The sequence below is a fragment of the Enterobacter cloacae complex sp. 2024EL-00227 genome (genome assembly GCF_043945315.1).
Classification (GTDB): domain Bacteria; phylum Pseudomonadota; class Gammaproteobacteria; order Enterobacterales; family Enterobacteriaceae; genus Enterobacter; species Enterobacter roggenkampii.
This window is the reverse complement of record NZ_JBIMQP010000001.1, coordinates 223,569-240,985: the sequence shown is the minus strand read 5'-3', so window position 1 is coordinate 240,985 and position 17,417 is coordinate 223,569. Positions and strand designations below refer to the sequence as shown.

Here is a 17,417-nt window from a genome sequence, read left to right as displayed (position 1 = left end):
GCAGCGTCGCCGGGCAAATAAAAAAAGGCCCTTCCGGGCCTTTTTTATATTCTCGTTTTTCTCACGCGCTCCGCGTAAATCGACAATGTCTGCTTCAGCACGTCCAGCGTCACCGGTTTCGACAGACAGCTGTCCATGCCTGACTCCAGACAGCGCTGCTTCTCTTCCGCCAGCGCGTTCGCCGTTACGCCCACCACCGGCAGCGTCAGGCCAAGCTGCCGGATGCGCTGCGTCAGACGGTAGCCGTCCATGTTAGGCATGTTGACGTCGCTCAGCACGATATCAATATGATTCTTACTCAGCACGTTCAGCGCATCGACGCCGTCATTGGCGGTTTTGCACTGGTAGCCCAGCGATCCAAGCTGGTCAGCCAGCAGGCGGCGGTTAATCGGATGGTCATCCACCACCAGAATCATCATATCGTCATTCACCGACGCCAGAGACTCCGGTGACGGCAATCCGCCCGCGCCGTCGCGCTCTTCCAGCTCCACTTTGTAGATGCGTGCCAGCAGGCTCAACAGCTCGTGCGGCGTCGCAACACTGTGTACCCATTCCCCAGGCGCGCGCTCGACGGGAATGCCGATGTGGCGACGGCAGAAGAGCACCGACCCTCTCCCCTGCCACTGCTGCTCCTGCATCTCGTCGGCGATCAGCACATCGTCAACGTCCGGTGTTTGACCTTCATAGCGGCACACCCTCACGCCGCAGTGGGTCAGCAGCGCCGTCAGATAGTCATTCAGCGAGGCGTTATGCACCGCCAGCCAGCAGCGTTTATCGCTCAGCCCGTCTACCGTGGTTTTTGCCGGATATTGCGCCGAATAGAGCGGAATGCGGATGGTGAACTGGCTGCCCATGCCGGGCTCGGTATCCACGGAGATATCGCCGTCCATCATGCTGACGAGCTTCTCACAAATCGCCAGCCCCAGTCCGGTGCCCTGGAAGTTACGCTGCACGCCGGTACCGACCTGGAAGAACGGATCGAACAGACGAACCACCTCCTTCGCCGGAATGCCGACCCCCGTGTCGCGCACGCGAATGCTCAGGTAATCCCCTGCCCGGCAGACGTGCAACACAATACAGCCGGTATCGGTAAATTTGATGGCGTTGCTGAGCAGGTTAGAGATGACCTGCTGCAGGCGCATCGGATCGCCGTGCAGCGTCAGCGGCACGTCCGGTTCGATAAAGCAGTAGAGCCCCAGCTGTTTACGCACCACCAGCGGCAGATAGTTGGCGCTAATGTGGTTCATCACCTCGCGCGGTGAAAACTCGCGCGGCTCGATTTTCAGCTGCTCGGACTCAATTTTAGAGAAGTCGAGAATATCGCTGATGATTTTCAGCAGCAGGCTGGAGGAGTTGTTCATCGCCGTCACCAGCCGGTCGACGCCTTTCGGCAGCTCTTTAGTCTGCAGCAGGTCGAGGTTACCGATGATCCCGTACAGCGGCGTACGCAGCTCGTGGCTGACGGTCGCAAGGAACATGGATTTTGACTGGCTGGCCTGCTCCGCCGCCTGCGCCATCTCCTGCAACGACTCTTCCATCTTCACGCGCGCGGAGACATCCACCAGCACGCAAATCGCCACGTTTTCATTGCGATAGCGGGAATGGACAAAGCTGATCTGCAGGTTGGTGTGCGTACTGGTGAGCACGTCAACGAAGTTAACCTGCTGACCGCAGATAATCTGCGTCAGCCTCTGCCGGTCTTCGTGCGTCAGCATGTTCAGGTAGTTATGCGCCAGTTCGTTACTCAGGATGTTGGTCCCGTCCTGGGTACGCAGGATACAGATCCCCACCGGCGCCGAGGCAACAATCTTGCGGTTAAACTGCTCGTGTTCCTCCAGGCGCTGGGCGTCGCTTTCGGCGGGAATAAAGATTTTCCGCTCATACATGCGCGCCAGCGTAAACAGCGCGCCCCCCGCCAGCAGGTTGAGCAGAATCGCATTCATGATAAGAATGCGTATCCGCTCAAGTACCATATCCACCGGCAGCGAATAGACGATACTCAGCGACGAAGGCGGCAGGCTCTTCTTCAGCACCAGCTCGCGGAAGCCCGAGGTATAGCCAAACCACGACCGCTCCTGCATCCAGTGCGGTTCGACGTTCAGCCGGTTATCGGGCCCGGCAAGCGAGATCAGCTGATGGCCGTTTTCATCCAGAATGGTCACCCCCATGGGCAGGCTGCCAGGGGTGAAGAAGTTTTCCATGCGGATGGTCTGCTCAATCCCCATCAGCGCCTGCAGGCGATTACCGAGATAAACCGGCGTCAGGGCATAGAAATAGCCCACGCCGGGGCGCGGGCCCTGGCTCACCCAGAAGATGTTATTCCCGCGCTCGTCCTGTGGTGCATTGCGGTATTTCACAATACGTTCATGCAGGCTTTTCAGCGCATTGTCACGTTCAACGGGCACGTCGCGCAGGCCAAAGTCAGCCATGCAGAGATTTTCGCTGCCAATCAGGAAGACGCGGTTCAGGTCATAGGCGGCGGAGAAGTTGTCGCGCCAGTAGCGCATAAACCAGGCTAGCGATTCCAGCGACCCGCGCCAGGTATTGCTCATGGTGGAGCAATCGGAATCCGGGAACAGCGGCTGGAAGTCCGGAACTTCGGTTTTGTCGTTACGCCCGCGGAGCGCAAGAATACCGTTTTCCGCCGTCAGACGATTCTCGGCAATATACTTCAACTCCTTCATGACGTCAGACGTTCGCTGAATGTAGCGCTGGGCCTGGTCGGAGCTTAAGTTAAACTCCTGGCGGATCTCCGCTTCTTTCTGATGCAGCGCATTAACGATGTAAAACACCGAGAACAAGGCCACCAGCAGCCAAAGCAGGAGCGCCAGCGCTCTAAACAGATAGCGAGAGACTTTCAGCGTAGTACGAAAGGAGACGAGGTATTTCAAGGGGGCGAGGCTCCGCCGTCGGGGTCAAAAGAATGTGGTTAAGGTAGCGGTAAACGCGCCAGGTCGCAACGTTGACTTATCTGCTTCTGCAAAAGAAAAGGGCCGGAATCCGGCCCTTTTTTGCATCAGGAGACATTACTCGTCAGCGTCATCCGCTACGTCATCGTCGGTGTCGGCTTCTGGCGCGATGTCCTCATCGCCTTCCGCGACGCTACCGTCGATGGAGTCGAGCTCTTCGTCATCCACCGGCTCGGCAACGCGCTGCAGACCCACCACGTTTTCATCTTCCGCTGTACGGATGAGGATCACGCCCTGGGTGTTACGACCCACCACGCTGATCTCAGACACGCGGGTACGCACCAGCGTACCGGCATCGGTGATCATCATGATCTGGTCGGCATCGTCTACCTGCACCGCGCCGACAACGGAACCGTTGCGCTCGGTCACCTTGATGGAGATAACGCCCTGCGTGCCGCGAGACTTGGTTGGGTATTCCCCTTCCGCCGTACGTTTACCGTAACCATTCTGCGTGACGGTCAGGATAGCCCCTTCACCGCGCGGAATAATCAGAGAAACAACGCTGTCTTCGCCAGCCAGTTTGATACCACGCACGCCCGTCGCGGTACGGCCCATTGCACGGACGGCGTCTTCTTTGAAGCGCACCACTTTACCGGCCGCAGAGAAGAGCATGACTTCATCAGAGCCCGAGGTCAGATCCACGCCAATCAGCTCGTCGCCTTCGTTCAGGTTCACGGCGATAATACCGGCAGAACGCGGACGGCTGAATTCGGTTAGCGCGGTTTTCTTCACGGTACCGCTGGCGGTCGCCATAAAGACGTTCACGCCCTCTTCGTACTCGCGTACCGGCAGAATGGCGGTGATACGTTCGTTCGCTTCCAGCGGCAGCAGGTTAACGATTGGACGACCACGCGCACCACGGCTTGCTTCCGGCAGCTGATAGACTTTCATCCAGTACAGACGACCGCGGCTGGAGAAGCAGAGGATCGTGTCATGGGTGTTCGCCACCAGCAGGCGGTCAATAAAGTCTTCTTCTTTAATACGTGCTGCAGATTTACCTTTACCGCCACGACGCTGTGCTTCGTAGTCCGTTAACGGCTGATACTTCACGTAGCCCTGGTGAGACAAGGTCACCACAACGTCTTCCTGGTTGATCAGGTCTTCGATGTTGATGTCCGCGCTGTTGGCGGTGATTTCGGTGCGGCGCTCGTCGCCGAACTGATCGCGAACCAGCTCCAGCTCTTCGCGAATCACTTCCATCAGGCGCTCTGCGCTGCCCAGGATATGCAGCAGCTCAGCAATCTGTTCCAGCAGCTCTTTGTATTCGTCGAGCAGTTTTTCATGCTCAAGGCCGGTCAGTTTCTGCAGACGCAGATCCAGAATCGCCTGGGCCTGCTGTTCAGTCAGGTAGTATTGACCGTCACGCACGCCGAACTCAGGTTCCAGCCATTCAGGACGCGCCGCGTCATCGCCCGCACGTTCCAGCATCGCGGCGACGTTGCCCAGATCCCACGGACGGGAAACCAGCGCGGTTTTCGCTTCCGCCGGGGTTGGCGCACGACGGATCAGCTCGATGATCGGGTCGATGTTGGCCAGCGCAACCGCCAGCGCTTCAAGGATGTGCGCACGGTCGCGCGCTTTGCGCAGTTCGAAGATGGTACGACGGGTCACCACTTCACGGCGGTGACGGACGAACGCGCTCAGGATCTCTTTCAGGTTCATGATCTTCGGCTGACCATGGTGCAGCGCAACCATGTTGATACCGAAGGAGACCTGAAGCTGCGTCTGGGAGTACAGGTTATTCAGGACAACCTCACCCACCGCGTCGCGTTTGATCTCAATCACGATGCGCATACCGTCTTTATCAGACTCGTCACGCAGCGCGCTGATGCCTTCAACGCGTTTTTCTTTTACCAGCTCGGCGATTTTTTCAATCAGACGCGCTTTGTTCACCTGATACGGGATCTCGTGAACAATAATGGTTTCACGGCCGGTTTTGGCGTCCGCTTCTACTTCAGCGCGGGCACGGATGTAAATCTTGCCGCGGCCGGTACGGTACGCTTCTTCAATGCCGCGACGACCGTTGATGATCGCCGCTGTCGGGAAGTCCGGGCCCGGGATGTGTGCCATCAGCCCTTCAATGCTGATATCTTCATCGTCGATATAAGCCAGACAGCCGTTGATCACCTCGGTGATATTGTGCGGCGGAATGTTGGTTGCCATACCGACCGCGATACCGGACGAACCGTTCACTAACAGGTTCGGGATCTTGGTGGGCATCACATCTGGGATGCGCTCGGTGCCGTCGTAGTTATCGACGAAATCAACGGTCTCTTTTTCCAGGTCGGCCATCAGCTCATGAGCGATTTTCGACATACGGATTTCCGTATAACGCATCGCCGCAGCGGAGTCGCCGTCGACTGAACCAAAGTTACCCTGACCATCTACCAGCATGTAGCGCAAGGAGAATGGCTGCGCCATACGAACGATGGTGTCATAAACGGCGGTATCACCATGCGGGTGATATTTACCGATGACGTCACCGACGACGCGGGCAGATTTTTTATAGGCTTTATTCCAGTCATTGCCCAATACGTTCATGGCGTATAGTACGCGACGGTGTACCGGCTTAAGGCCATCGCGGACGTCCGGCAGCGCACGGCCAACAATGACCGACATCGCATAGTCCAGATAGGAGCTCTTCAGCTCTTCCTCGATGTTAACCGGTGTAATTTCTCTCGCAAGGTCGCTCATCTAACCGCTATCCCTCTACTGTATCCCGGATTCAAAGGTCGCAAATTATAACACAGCCGAGGTGATTGAGGTAAACCTATACGCTTTATTCACAGGGATTGCCTGATATACTCATTCGTCTTGCTAAATAAGGAGTAAAAGCGCCCATGAATGCCGAAAAATCCCCGGTGGCTCACAACGTTGACCACGAAGAGATTGCCAAATTTGAAGCGGTGGCGTCCCGCTGGTGGGATCTCGAAGGCGAGTTCAAACCGCTGCACCGTATTAACCCGCTGCGTCTGGGCTATATCGCGGAGCGCTCCGGCGGTCTGTTCGGTAAAAAAGTGCTCGATGTCGGCTGCGGTGGCGGTATCCTGGCGGAAAGCATGGCGCGCGAAGGGGCGAACGTCACGGGCCTGGATATGGGCTTTGAACCGCTGCAGGTTGCTCGTCTTCATGCGCTGGAGTCTGGCATACAGGTGGACTACGTGCAGGAAACCGTGGAAGAACACGCGGCAAAACATGCCCATCAGTACGATGTGGTGACCTGCATGGAGATGCTGGAACACGTTCCCGATCCGCAGTCCGTGGTGCACGCCTGTGCAAAACTGGTGAAACCGGGTGGACAGGTCTTCTTCTCGACCATCAACCGCAACGGTAAAGCCTGGCTGATGGCCGTCGTTGGCGCGGAGTATGTGCTGCGCATGGTGCCGAAAGGCACGCATGACGTGAAGAAATTCATCAAGCCTGCGGAACTGTTAAGCTGGGTCGACCAGACGTGGCTCAAGGAGCAGCACATCACCGGCCTGCACTACAATCCGCTGACCAATAAATTCAAACTCGCACCGGGCGTTGATGTTAACTATATGTTGCATACAACCGCCAAAAACGACTAACGTCATTCGTTATTCTTATAAAGATTGCGCGACATCATGTTGCGCAATTCTGACCGCCCGTTGAAGAAATCAGCACTCGATCAAATTTTGAATTTTTTTTCTTAATTATTGACATGTCTTCCAGGCCTTACGGTACGAGGACTTAGCCTTTTTTACCCTTTCACAACCTCAATTTAACGTCAAAATCAACCCTTGTACTGAAAAGAATCCTTACTAGAATACTCACCATATAGCGTTTTTCTTATCGCAAACCCCCTATATGTAGTATTTATCCACAGAGTTAGTCACAAGACGGTTCTGTGGATAAGCGGGGGATATTTTTTTATTTCACGGACAGGTAAACCCCACATGAATCAGAGTCTGCTGGTGACAAAGCGCGACGGTACTACCGAGCGTATCAATCTGGACAAAATCCATCGAGTTCTCGACTGGGCAGCAGAAGGACTGAACAACGTATCTATCTCCCAGGTTGAACTGCGTTCACACATCCAGTTCTACGACGGCATCAAAACGTCTGATATCCACGAAACGATCATTAAAGCGGCGGCGGACCTCATCTCCCGCGAAGCACCGGATTATCAGTACCTCGCTGCACGTCTGGCGATTTTCCACCTGCGTAAAAAAGCCTACGGCCAGTTTGAGCCGCCGAAGCTTTACGATCACGTGGTGAAAATGGTTGAGCTGGGCAAATACGACACGCATCTGCTGGAAGACTATACGGAAGAAGAGTTCGAGCAGATGAACGGGTTTATCGATCACTGGCGCGACATGAACTTCTCCTACGCGGCGGTGAAGCAGCTCGAAGGCAAATACCTGGTTCAGAACCGTGTAACCGGTGAGATCTACGAAAGCGCCCAGTTCCTCTATATTCTGGTGGCCGCCTGCCTGTTCTCTAACTATCCGCGTGACACCCGTCTGGATTACGTGAAGCGTTTCTACGATGCGGTATCGACGTTCAAGATTTCACTGCCGACGCCAATCATGTCTGGCGTGCGCACCCCAACCCGTCAGTTCAGCTCCTGCGTACTGATCGAGTGTGGTGACAGCCTGGATTCCATCAACGCGACCTCCAGCGCCATCGTGAAATACGTTTCCCAGCGTGCCGGTATCGGCATCAACGCCGGTCGCATCCGTGCGCTGGGCAGCCCGATTCGCGGCGGTGAAGCGTTCCACACCGGCTGTATCCCGTTCTATAAGCACTTCCAGACGGCAGTAAAATCCTGCTCTCAGGGCGGCGTGCGCGGCGGTGCTGCGACCCTGTTCTACCCTATGTGGCACCTGGAAGTGGAAAGCCTGCTGGTCCTGAAAAACAACCGTGGTGTTGAAGGCAACCGCGTGCGTCACATGGACTACGGCGTGCAGATCAACAAGCTGATGTACACCCGTCTGCTGAAGGGCGAAGAGATCACCCTGTTCAGCCCGTCCGACGTCCCGGGCCTGTATGACGCGTTCTTCGCCGATCAGGACGAATTCGAGCGTCTGTACACCAAATACGAAAAAGACGACAGCATCCGCAAGCAGCGCGTGAAGGCGGTGGACCTGTTCTCCCTGATGATGCAGGAACGTGCCTCTACCGGCCGTATCTACATCCAGAACGTTGACCACTGCAACACCCACAGCCCGTTTGATCCGGTGGTTGCACCAGTGCGCCAGTCTAACCTGTGCCTGGAGATCGCCCTGCCGACCAAACCGCTGGAAGACGTGAACGACGAAAACGGTGAAATTGCGCTGTGTACGCTGTCCGCGTTCAACCTGGGTGCCATCAAGAGCCTGGACGAGCTGGAAGAGCTGGCCGTGCTGGCGGTTCGTGCGCTCGACGCCCTGCTGGACTACCAGGATTACCCAATCCCGGCCGCGAAACGCGGTGCGATGGGGCGTCGTACCCTGGGTATCGGCGTGATCAACTTCGCCTACTGGCTGGCGAAAAACGGCAAGCGTTACTCCGACGGCAGCGCCAACAACCTGACGCACCAGACGTTCGAAGCGATTCAGTACTACCTGATGAAAGCGTCCAACGAGCTGGCGAAAGAGCAAGGCGCGTGCCCGTGGTTCAACGAAACCACCTACGCGAAAGGCATTCTGCCAATCGACACTTACAAGAAAGACCTGGATGCGATCGTCAGCGAGCCGCTGCACCTCGACTGGGAAGGCCTGCGCGAGTCCATCAAGACTCACGGCCTGCGTAACTCCACGCTCTCTGCCCTGATGCCGTCTGAGACCTCTTCGCAGATCTCTAACGCCACCAACGGTATTGAGCCGCCGCGCGGCCACGTCAGCATCAAAGCCTCGAAAGACGGCGTGCTGCGTCAGGTGGTACCGGATTACGAGACGCTGGGTGACAACTACGAGCTGCTGTGGGAAATGCCAAACAACGACGGCTACCTGCAGCTGGTGGGTATCATGCAGAAGTTTATCGACCAGTCGATCTCTGCCAATACCAACTATGACCCGACGCGCTTCCCGTCCGGCAAGGTTCCGATGCAGCAATTGCTGAAAGACCTGCTCACCGCCTACAAGTTTGGCGTGAAAACGCTGTACTATCACAACACCCGTGACGGTGCGGAAGACGCGCAGGATGACCTGGTTCCGTCAATTCAGGACGATGGCTGCGAAAGCGGCGCATGTAAGATCTAATGTAAATGCCGGGTGGCGCTACGCTTACCCGGCCTACGTTTTTAGGACACACTCATGGCATATACCACCTTTTCACAGACGAAAAACGACCAGCTCAAAGAGCCGATGTTCTTCGGCCAGCCGGTCAACGTGGCACGCTACGATCAGCAAAAATATGACATCTTCGAAAAGCTGATTGAAAAGCAACTCTCCTTCTTCTGGCGTCCGGAAGAAGTGGACGTCTCCCGCGACCGTATTGACTACCAGTCTCTGCCGGATCACGAAAAACATATCTTCATCAGCAACCTGAAGTACCAGACGCTGCTGGACTCCATCCAGGGCCGTAGCCCGAACGTGGCGCTGCTGCCGCTGATCTCGATTCCTGAGCTGGAAACCTGGGTGGAAACCTGGGCGTTCTCCGAGACGATCCACTCCCGCTCTTACACACACATCATCCGCAACATCGTGAACGATCCGGCGGTGGTATTTGACGATATCGTCACCAACGAGCAGATCCAGAAGCGCGCGGAAGGCATTGCCCATTACTATGATGAGCTGATCGAGATGACCAGCTACTGGCACCTGCTGGGCGAAGGCACTCACCATGTGAACGGTAAAACCATCACCGTGAACCTGCGCGCGCTGAAAAAACAGCTGTACCTGTGCCTGATGAGTGTTAACGCGCTGGAAGCGATCCGCTTCTACGTCAGCTTCGCCTGCTCCTTCGCCTTTGCCGAGCGCAAGCTGATGGAAGGCAACGCCAAAATCATCCGTCTGATTGCCCGCGATGAAGCCCTGCACCTGACCGGTACCCAGCACATGCTGAACCTGCTGCGCAGCGGCACGGACGATCCGGAGATGGCGGAAATCGCCGAAGAGTGCAAGCAGGAGTGCTACGACCTGTTCGTGCTGGCGGCTCAGCAGGAGAAAGAGTGGGCAGACTACCTGTTCCGCGACGGCTCCATGATTGGCCTGAACAAAGACATCCTGTGCCAGTACGTTGAGTACATCACCAACATCCGCATGCAGGCGGTCGGTCTCGACCTGCCGTTCCAGACGCGCTCTAACCCTATCCCGTGGATCAACACCTGGCTGGTGTCCGATAACGTGCAGGTTGCGCCGCAGGAAGTGGAAGTGAGTTCTTATCTGGTCGGTCAGATTGATTCTGAAGTCAACACCGACGACCTGAGCGACTTCCAGCTCTGATGCCACGCGTCACGTTACGTCTTTCCGGCACTGAGGTACTGTGTCGGGAAGAGCACCCTTCTCTGCTGGTAGCGCTTGAGGCGCATCAGGTCGAAGTAGAGTACCAGTGTCGTTCCGGCTACTGCGGCTCTTGCCGCTGCCGTCTGGTCGCCGGCCAGGTGGACTGGCTGACCGAACCGCTGGCCTTTATCAACGAAGGGGAAATTTTGCCCTGCTGCTGCCGGGCAAAAGGCGATATCGAGATCGAGATGTGATGGTGTCGGGTGTCGGGTGGCGCTTCGCTTACCCGACCTACAAAACCGCAGTTCGTAGGCCGGGTAAGGCGCAGCCGCCACCCGGCAATTTCAGCGTTAATCCTTCAGGAAGCTGACCGCTTTATCCGGGAAATCCGTAAACAGTCCGTCCACGCCCGCCTGGTTATACAACACCTCATAAAGCTGATTCACATCCGTGGCATACGGCGGCAGCTGGTCTGCACGCACGGTGTACGGATGCACCTGCATCTTGCTGGCATGCGCCTCTTTCACCATCGCCGTCAGCTTCACGTGTCCCGGCGTTGAGCCTTCCGCCACCAGCATGTGGTAATCCGGCCCGATGCCGTCGGCGTACTGCGCAATCTGCTTCATCGCACCCGGCTTAAACATCCAGTCGTAGCTGTAGTTCACCCACTTGCCGTCCGGCTGCTTCTCCTGGGTTTCATTCCAGTCGGTATAGGCAATCAGCTGCACCAGATTGAGATCCATCCCCATCTTCGGCTCCAGCTCGGTTTTGATGCGCTTCAGCTCGGCGGCGTCAAAACACTGCAGGTAGACTTTGTCCTGCTTGCTGGTGTAGCCGTACTGTTTGAGCACCTCCAGCGTCTTCGCGGCAATGTCTTTCCCTTCCTGATGGTGGAACCATGGGGCTTTGATTTCCGGGTAGATGCCGATGTTTTTACCGGTGGAGTGGTTCAGCCCCTGAACAAACTCAATCTCTTCCTGGAAGGTATGGATCCGGAAGTCAGATTTGCCCATCGGGAAACGTCCCGGATAGACCTGCACCTTCTTGCCGTTTTCAATCTCGAAGCCTTCGGTGAACTTCAGGGAGCGGATCTCCGCCAGCGTGAAGTCAATGGCGTAGAAGCGGCCATCTTTGCGGGCGCGATTCGGGAAACGCTCTGCCACGTCCGTCACGCGGTCAAGATAATGGTCGTGCAGGACGACCAGCTGGTCGTCCTTCGTCATCACCAGATCCTGCTCCAGGTAATCCGCGCCTTGCGCATAGGCCATCGCTTTCGCCGGGAGCGTATGCTCCGGCAGATAGCCGCTCGCACCGCGGTGGGCAATAACGATTTTATCCGCCGCCAGCGCGGAGCCTGTCATCAGGCCCGCCAGCAGCAGGCCGGTTGCTAACTGAGTTAATTTCATCGCAAAGCTCCTTATTGACGACGCGCCAGCACTTCCGCGTGGTGACGTTTTTCCCCGATCATCACAACAACCAGCAGCAGTACCGCCAGCACGCTGCCGCCGATCATCACCATAAAGCCGCCGTCCCAGCCGAAGAAGTCAACGGTATAGCCCACGATGGCGCTCGCCGCGACCGAACCGCCGAGGTAGCCGAACAGGCCGGTAAAGCCCGCCGCCGTGCCTGCCGCTTTCTTCGGCGCCAGCTCCAGGGCGTGCAGACCGATCAGCATCACCGGACCGTAAATCAGGAAGCCGATGACGATCATACAGGCCATATCCACACCCGGATTTCCCGGCGGGTTGAGCCAGTACACTACCGTTGCGATAGTCACCAGGGTCATAAAGAAGACGCCCGTCGCACCGCGGTTGCCCTTAAACACCTTGTCAGACATCCAGCCGCAAATCAGGGTGCCCGGGATACCGGCGTATTCATACAGGAAGTACGCCCAGGAGGATTTATCCAGCGCGAAGTGCTTCACCTCTTTCAGGTAGGTCGGGGACCAGTCCAGAATGCCGTAGCGCAGGAGATAAACGAACACGTTGGCGACCGCGATGTACCACAGCAGCTTGTTCGGCAGGACGTACTTCATGAAGATTTGCTTCGCGGTCAGCTCTTCTTCGTGCTTCTCGCTGTAATCATCCGGATAGTCATTTTTGTACTCTTCAATCGGCGGCAGGCCGCAGGACTGCGGCGTATCGCGCATCAGGGCGAAGGCAATAATCGCCACCAGAATAGCGCCAAAGGCAGGCATGTAGAGCGCCGCGTGCCAGTCGTTGAACCAGGCCATCCCCAGCAGGAACAGCAGCGGCGGAATACCGCCGCCCACGTTATGGGCGCAGTTCCACACCGACACGATGCCGCCGCGCTCTTTCTGCGACCACCAGTGCACCATGGTGCGTCCGCACGGCGGCCACCCCATTCCCTGGAACCAGCCGCAGAGGAACAGCAGCACGAACATGATGGCAATGCTGGAGGTTGCCCATGGCACAAAGCCCATAAACAGCATCACCGCTGCCGCCAGGATCAGACCGGCAGGCAGGAACACGCGCGGATTCGAGCGATCCGACACGGAACCCATGATGAATTTGGAAAAACCGTAGGCGATGGATATCCCCGACAGCGCGAACCCCAGATCGCCGCGGGAGAAGCCCTGCTCTACCAGATACGGCATGGCGAGCGCGAAGTTTTTACGTACAAGGTAGTACGCCGCATACCCGAAGAAGATCCCCAGGAAGATTTGCCAACGCAGACGGCGATAGAGCGGATCTATTTCTGCCTCTGGCAGACGCGCCCTGTGGGGCGCAGGTTTGAAGATACTGAGCATAACAGCCTCCGTGGCCTTGAAATGAATGAGCAGGTGGCTCGCACCTGAATTCCAGAGGCGGGGATGTTAAGAAATCACGGTGATTGTTACTGTGAATCAACGCACAGATTGTTACAGAAATATGACAGAATGCGCAAAAAAGCGCATGAAATCACGTTTCACTTTCGAATTCCGCGCGTTTATGTTCGAAATCAAACAAACCACAAAATTACTATGGCTAAATGATAAAAAACGAACATAGAGGGTAAACAATGACCAGTCACGATCCTCGTTATAGTGATGTGATAATCATTGGTGGTGGCGCAACCGGCGCCGGGATCGCGCGCGATTGCGCCCTTCGCGGCTTAAGCGTTACGCTTCTGGAACGCCATGATATCGCCACGGGCGCAACCGGACGGAACCACGGCCTGCTGCACAGCGGTGCCCGGTATGCGGTCACCGACGCGGAATCCGCGCGTGAATGTATTGCTGAAAACCAGATCCTCAAGCGTATCGCACGCCACTGCATTGAGCCGACCGACGGCCTCTTTATTACCCTTCCTGAAGATGACCTCGCCTTTCAGGAGACCTTTATTACCGCCTGCACTGCCGCGGGCATTCAGGCGGAGGCCATGGATCCGGCGCTGGCGCGGCGGCTGGAACCGTCGGTTAACCCGGCGCTTATCGGCGCGGTGAAAGTCCCTGACGGTACCGTCGATCCGTTCCGCCTGACCGCCGCCAACATGCTGGACGCCCGTGAGCATGGCGCACGCATTCTGACCGGACATGAAGTGACCGGGCTTATTCGCGAAGGTCATCGCATCTGTGGGGTGCGGGTGTTTGATACGCAGTACAACGAGCACGGCGAGCTGTATGCCGCCGTAGTGGTTAACGCGGCGGGGATCTGGGGCCAGCGTATAGCGGAATACGCGGACCTGTCGGTGCGTATGTTCCCGGCGAAAGGCTCGCTGCTGATCCTCGACCACCGCATCAACAAACACGTGATTAACCGCTGCCGCAAGCCGTCTGACGCCGATATCCTCGTCCCGGGCGATACCATTTCGTTAATCGGGACGACTTCAACGCACGTGGACTACAGCGAGATTGATTACAACCGCGTCACCGCTGAAGAGGTGGATATCCTGCTGCGGGAAGGGGAAAAACTGGCCCCGGTGATGGCCCAGACGCGGATTCTGCGCGCCTACGCGGGCGTGCGTCCGCTGGTCGCCAACGACAACGACCCGAGCGGACGGAACGTCAGCCGGGGCATCGTGCTGCTCGATCACGCCGCGCGCGACGGCATGGACGGGTTTATCACCATCACCGGCGGCAAGCTGATGACCTATCGCCTGATGGCCGAGTGGGCGACCGATGCCGTCTGCCGCAAGCTCGGAAATACCGAGCCTTGCGTCACGGCAGAACAGCCGCTGCCGGGATCGCGTCAGTCCACCGAAAAAACGCTGCAGAAAATCATCTCCCTGCCCGCGCCGCTGCGCGGGTCCGCGGTATACCGCCACGGCGACAGAACGCCACCGTGGCTTGGTGAAGGAAGATTGAGCCGCAGCCTGGTGTGCGAGTGCGAAGCCGTGACGGCCGGTGAGGTGCAGTACGCGGTGGAGAACCTGACGGTCAACAGCCTGCTCGATCTCCGCCGCCGCACCCGCGTCGGAATGGGCACCTGTCAGGGCGAGCTGTGCGCCTGCCGTGCTGCGGGGCTGCTGCAGCGCTTTCATACCACCACCGCCACCCAGTCGCTCGATCAGCTCAGCGCGTTTTTAAACGAGCGCTGGAAAGGCATTCAGCCTGTCGCCTGGGGCGATGCCCTGCGTGAAAGTGAATTTACCCGCTGGGTCTACCAGGGGCTTTGCGGTCTGGAGAAGGAGCTACACGATGAAATTTGATACCGTGATTGTCGGCGGCGGGCTGGCGGGCCTGCTCTGCGGCATTAAGCTCACGAAGCAGGGGCTGCGCTGCGCCATTATCACCCGGGGGCAGAGCGCCCTGCACTTCTCGTCGGGCTCGCTGGATCTGGTGGACGAAGCGTACCGCGATAAGCTGCCGCCGGAGCACCCGTATCACCTGGTTGGTGCACAGCATATTGACCGCTTTGCGCTGGAAACCGAAGCGCTGCTGGCGGAGTGCGGCGCGCGTCTGCAGGGCAGCGCCAGGTTCAATCACCAGCGCGTTACGCCGCTCGGCACCCTGCGTTCCGCCTGGCTCAGCCCGGAGGAAGTGCCCGTTGCCCCCATTCGCGCGGGACGCGTGCGGGTGGTAGGGATTAGCGGCTTTCTGGATTTTCAGCCCCATCTCGCGGCGGCGTCACTTTGTCGCCAGGGCGTTAACGCCGAAACGGCAGAGATAGAGCTGCCTGAGCTTGATGTCCTGCGCGATAACCCGAGCGAATTTCGCGCGGTGAATATCGCCCGTTTTCTGGATAACGAGGACAAATGGCCGCTGCTGTATGAGGCGCTCAGCCCGCTTGCGGCAGGATGCGATGCGCTATTGATGCCCGCGTGCTTTGGCCTGAACGATAACCGACTCTGGCGCTGGCTCTCGGATCGTCTGCCCTGCTCGCTCGGCCTGCTGCCCACGCTGCCCCCGTCTGTCCCCGGCATTCGCCTGCATACCCAGCTCCAGCGTAAGTTTGTTGCGCAGGGTGGCGTCTGGATGGCAGGTGATGAAGTGAAAAAAATCACCCTGACAGACGGCGCGGTGAGCGAAATCTGGACGCGCAACCACGACGATATTCCGCTTCGTGCACGCTATACGGTGCTGGCAAGCGGCAGCTTCTTCAGCAACGGGCTGCTGAGCAGCCGGGAGGGCATCCGGGAAGCCATTATGGGGCTGACTGTTCGCCAGCGAGCCTCCCGCGCGGACTGGTATCAAAGTGATTTCTTCTCGCCGCAGCCCTGGCAGCAGTTCGGCGTGATTGTCGATAACCACCTGCATCCGCAGCTTGCCGGTAAGCCCGTCAGTAATCTCTTTGCCATCGGCTCGCTGCTGGGCGGGTACGATCCCATTACCCAGGGATGCGGTGGCGGAGTCTGCGCCGTCACGGCGCTGTATGTGGCAGAGCAGATTAGCCAGCGCACGGAGGCTGAACAATGAACGATACCCGTTTTGAAAGCTGCATCAAATGCACGGTGTGTACCACCGTCTGCCCGGTCAGCGGCGTGAACCCACGCTATCCCGGGCCTAAACAGGCCGGGCCGGACGGCGAGCGTCTGCGCCTGAAGGACGGCAAGCTGTACGATGAAGCCCTGAAATACTGCATCAACTGCAAACGCTGCGAAGTCGCCTGCCCGTCGGATGTGAAAATCGGCGATATTATTCAGCGCGCCCGGGCGCGCTACAGCACGCAAAAGCCGTCGCTGCGGGACGCGATTCTGAGCCACACCGATCTGATGGGCAGCGTCTCGACGCCGTTTGCCCCGCTGGTGAATGCCGCGACCGCTCTCAAGCCGGTGCGCCAGCTGCTGGATGCCACGCTGAAGATAGACCATCACCGCAGCCTGCCAAAATATTCTCACGGTACGTTCCGTCGCTGGTATAAATCCGTGGCGGCGGAGCAGGCGCAGTACGCCGAGCAGGTGGCTTTTTTCCACGGCTGCTATGTGAATTACAACCACCCGCAGCTGGGTAAAGATCTGCTGAAAGTGCTGAACGCCATGGGAACGGGCGTTCAGCTACTGAATAAAGAAAAGTGCTGCGGCGTGCCGCTGATTGCCAACGGGTTTACCGATAAAGCACGCAGGCAGGCTCAAAGCAATGTCACCTCCCTGCGCGAGGCGATTGTCGAGAAAGGCATACCAGTGCTGGCGACCTCGTCCACCTGTACCTTTACCCTGCGCGACGAGTATCCGCACCTGCTGGACGTGGACAACACCGGCCTGCGAGAGCACATCGAGCTGGCGACGCGCTTCCTGTGGCGCAAGCTGGACAGCGGACAGACGTTGCCGCTGGGGAAATTACCCCTGAAAGTGGTGTACCACACGCCGTGTCATATGGAAAAAATGGGCTGGTCACTCTATACGCTTGAGCTGCTGCGGTTAATTCCGGGGCTGGAGCTGACGGTGCTGGACTCACGCTGCTGCGGGATTGCGGGAACCTACGGCTTTAAGCGTGAAAACTACGAAACGTCGCAGGCGATCGGCGCCCCGCTGTTCCGTCAGATTGAGGAGAGCGGCGCGGATATCGTGGTGACGGACTGCGAAACCTGCAAGTGGCAGATTGAGATGTCCACCAGCAAGCGCTGCGAGCATCCGATTACGCTGCTGGCAAAGGCGCTCGGGTGAACATGGCCGGGGCGAA

General features: G+C 57.7%; 11 protein-coding genes. 7 read left to right on the top strand and 4 right to left on the bottom strand.

Annotation, left to right across the window (positions count from 1 at the left end; genetic code table 11):
• Window positions 1-44: 44 nt before the first annotated feature.
• The gene (gene rcsC / locus ACHH0Z_RS01085) at window positions 45-2,891 is read right to left on the bottom strand and encodes a two-component system sensor histidine kinase RcsC (RefSeq protein WP_045407685.1); all 2,847 of its coding nucleotides are present in this window, start codon (window positions 2,889-2,891) and stop codon (window positions 45-47) included.
• 135 nt (window positions 2,892-3,026) lie between these two features.
• Window positions 3,027-5,663: a DNA topoisomerase (ATP-hydrolyzing) subunit A gene (gyrA, locus tag ACHH0Z_RS01080; protein ID WP_008500239.1), complete on the bottom strand. Its 2,637-nt coding sequence runs from the start codon at window positions 5,661-5,663 to the stop codon at window positions 3,027-3,029.
• Between the two features lie 146 nt (window positions 5,664-5,809).
• Between gyrA and ubiG the strand changes: the two genes are divergently transcribed.
• From ubiG to yfaE, 4 genes are all read left to right on the top strand, one after another.
• Window positions 5,810-6,538, top strand: a complete 729-nt coding sequence (gene ubiG / locus ACHH0Z_RS01075) for a bifunctional 2-polyprenyl-6-hydroxyphenol methylase/3-demethylubiquinol 3-O-methyltransferase UbiG (protein WP_021241539.1) — start codon at window positions 5,810-5,812, stop codon at window positions 6,536-6,538.
• Between the two features lie 348 nt (window positions 6,539-6,886).
• Window positions 6,887-9,172 (top strand): class 1a ribonucleoside-diphosphate reductase subunit alpha, encoded by a 2,286-nt coding sequence (nrdA, locus tag ACHH0Z_RS01070; RefSeq protein WP_008500237.1) that lies wholly within the window; start codon window positions 6,887-6,889, stop codon window positions 9,170-9,172.
• A 54-nt stretch (window positions 9,173-9,226) separates the two neighbouring features.
• Window positions 9,227-10,357, top strand: a complete 1,131-nt coding sequence (nrdB, locus tag ACHH0Z_RS01065; RefSeq protein ID WP_008500235.1) for a class Ia ribonucleoside-diphosphate reductase subunit beta — start codon at window positions 9,227-9,229, stop codon at window positions 10,355-10,357.
• Window positions 10,357-10,611: a class I ribonucleotide reductase maintenance protein YfaE gene (yfaE, locus tag ACHH0Z_RS01060; RefSeq protein WP_045407687.1), complete on the top strand. Its 255-nt coding sequence runs from the start codon at window positions 10,357-10,359 to the stop codon at window positions 10,609-10,611. The genes nrdB and yfaE overlap by 1 nt, the downstream gene beginning before the upstream one ends.
• A gap of 96 nt (window positions 10,612-10,707) precedes the next feature.
• Here the strand turns inward: yfaE and glpQ are convergent, their stop codons facing one another.
• Together glpQ and glpT are read right to left on the bottom strand one after the other, a co-directional pair.
• A complete protein-coding gene (gene glpQ, locus ACHH0Z_RS01055; protein WP_045407690.1) occupies window positions 10,708-11,763 on the bottom strand; it encodes a glycerophosphodiester phosphodiesterase in 1,056 nt (351 codons plus the stop codon).
• An 11-nt stretch (window positions 11,764-11,774) separates the two neighbouring features.
• Window positions 11,775-13,127, bottom strand: coding sequence for a glycerol-3-phosphate transporter (gene glpT / locus ACHH0Z_RS01050; protein ID WP_021241541.1), 1,353 nt, complete (start codon window positions 13,125-13,127; stop codon window positions 11,775-11,777).
• Window positions 13,128-13,378: 251 nt separating this feature from the next.
• Here glpT and glpA point away from each other — a divergent pair, with 251 nt between their 5' ends.
• The 3 genes from glpA to glpC are packed head-to-tail and all read left to right on the top strand — an operon-like array spanning window position 13,379 to window position 17,401.
• Window positions 13,379-15,007: an anaerobic glycerol-3-phosphate dehydrogenase subunit A gene (gene glpA / locus ACHH0Z_RS01045; RefSeq protein ID WP_045407692.1), complete on the top strand. Its 1,629-nt coding sequence runs from the start codon at window positions 13,379-13,381 to the stop codon at window positions 15,005-15,007.
• Window positions 14,997-16,214: a glycerol-3-phosphate dehydrogenase subunit GlpB gene (glpB, locus tag ACHH0Z_RS01040; protein WP_039023999.1), complete on the top strand. Its 1,218-nt coding sequence runs from the start codon at window positions 14,997-14,999 to the stop codon at window positions 16,212-16,214. The genes glpA and glpB overlap by 11 nt, the downstream gene beginning before the upstream one ends.
• Complete coding sequence (gene glpC / locus ACHH0Z_RS01035; RefSeq protein WP_023325753.1) at window positions 16,211-17,401, top strand: anaerobic glycerol-3-phosphate dehydrogenase subunit GlpC; 1,191 nt, start codon at window positions 16,211-16,213, stop codon at window positions 17,399-17,401. The genes glpB and glpC overlap by 4 nt, the downstream gene beginning before the upstream one ends.
• The last annotated feature ends 16 nt before the right edge of the window (window positions 17,402-17,417 follow it).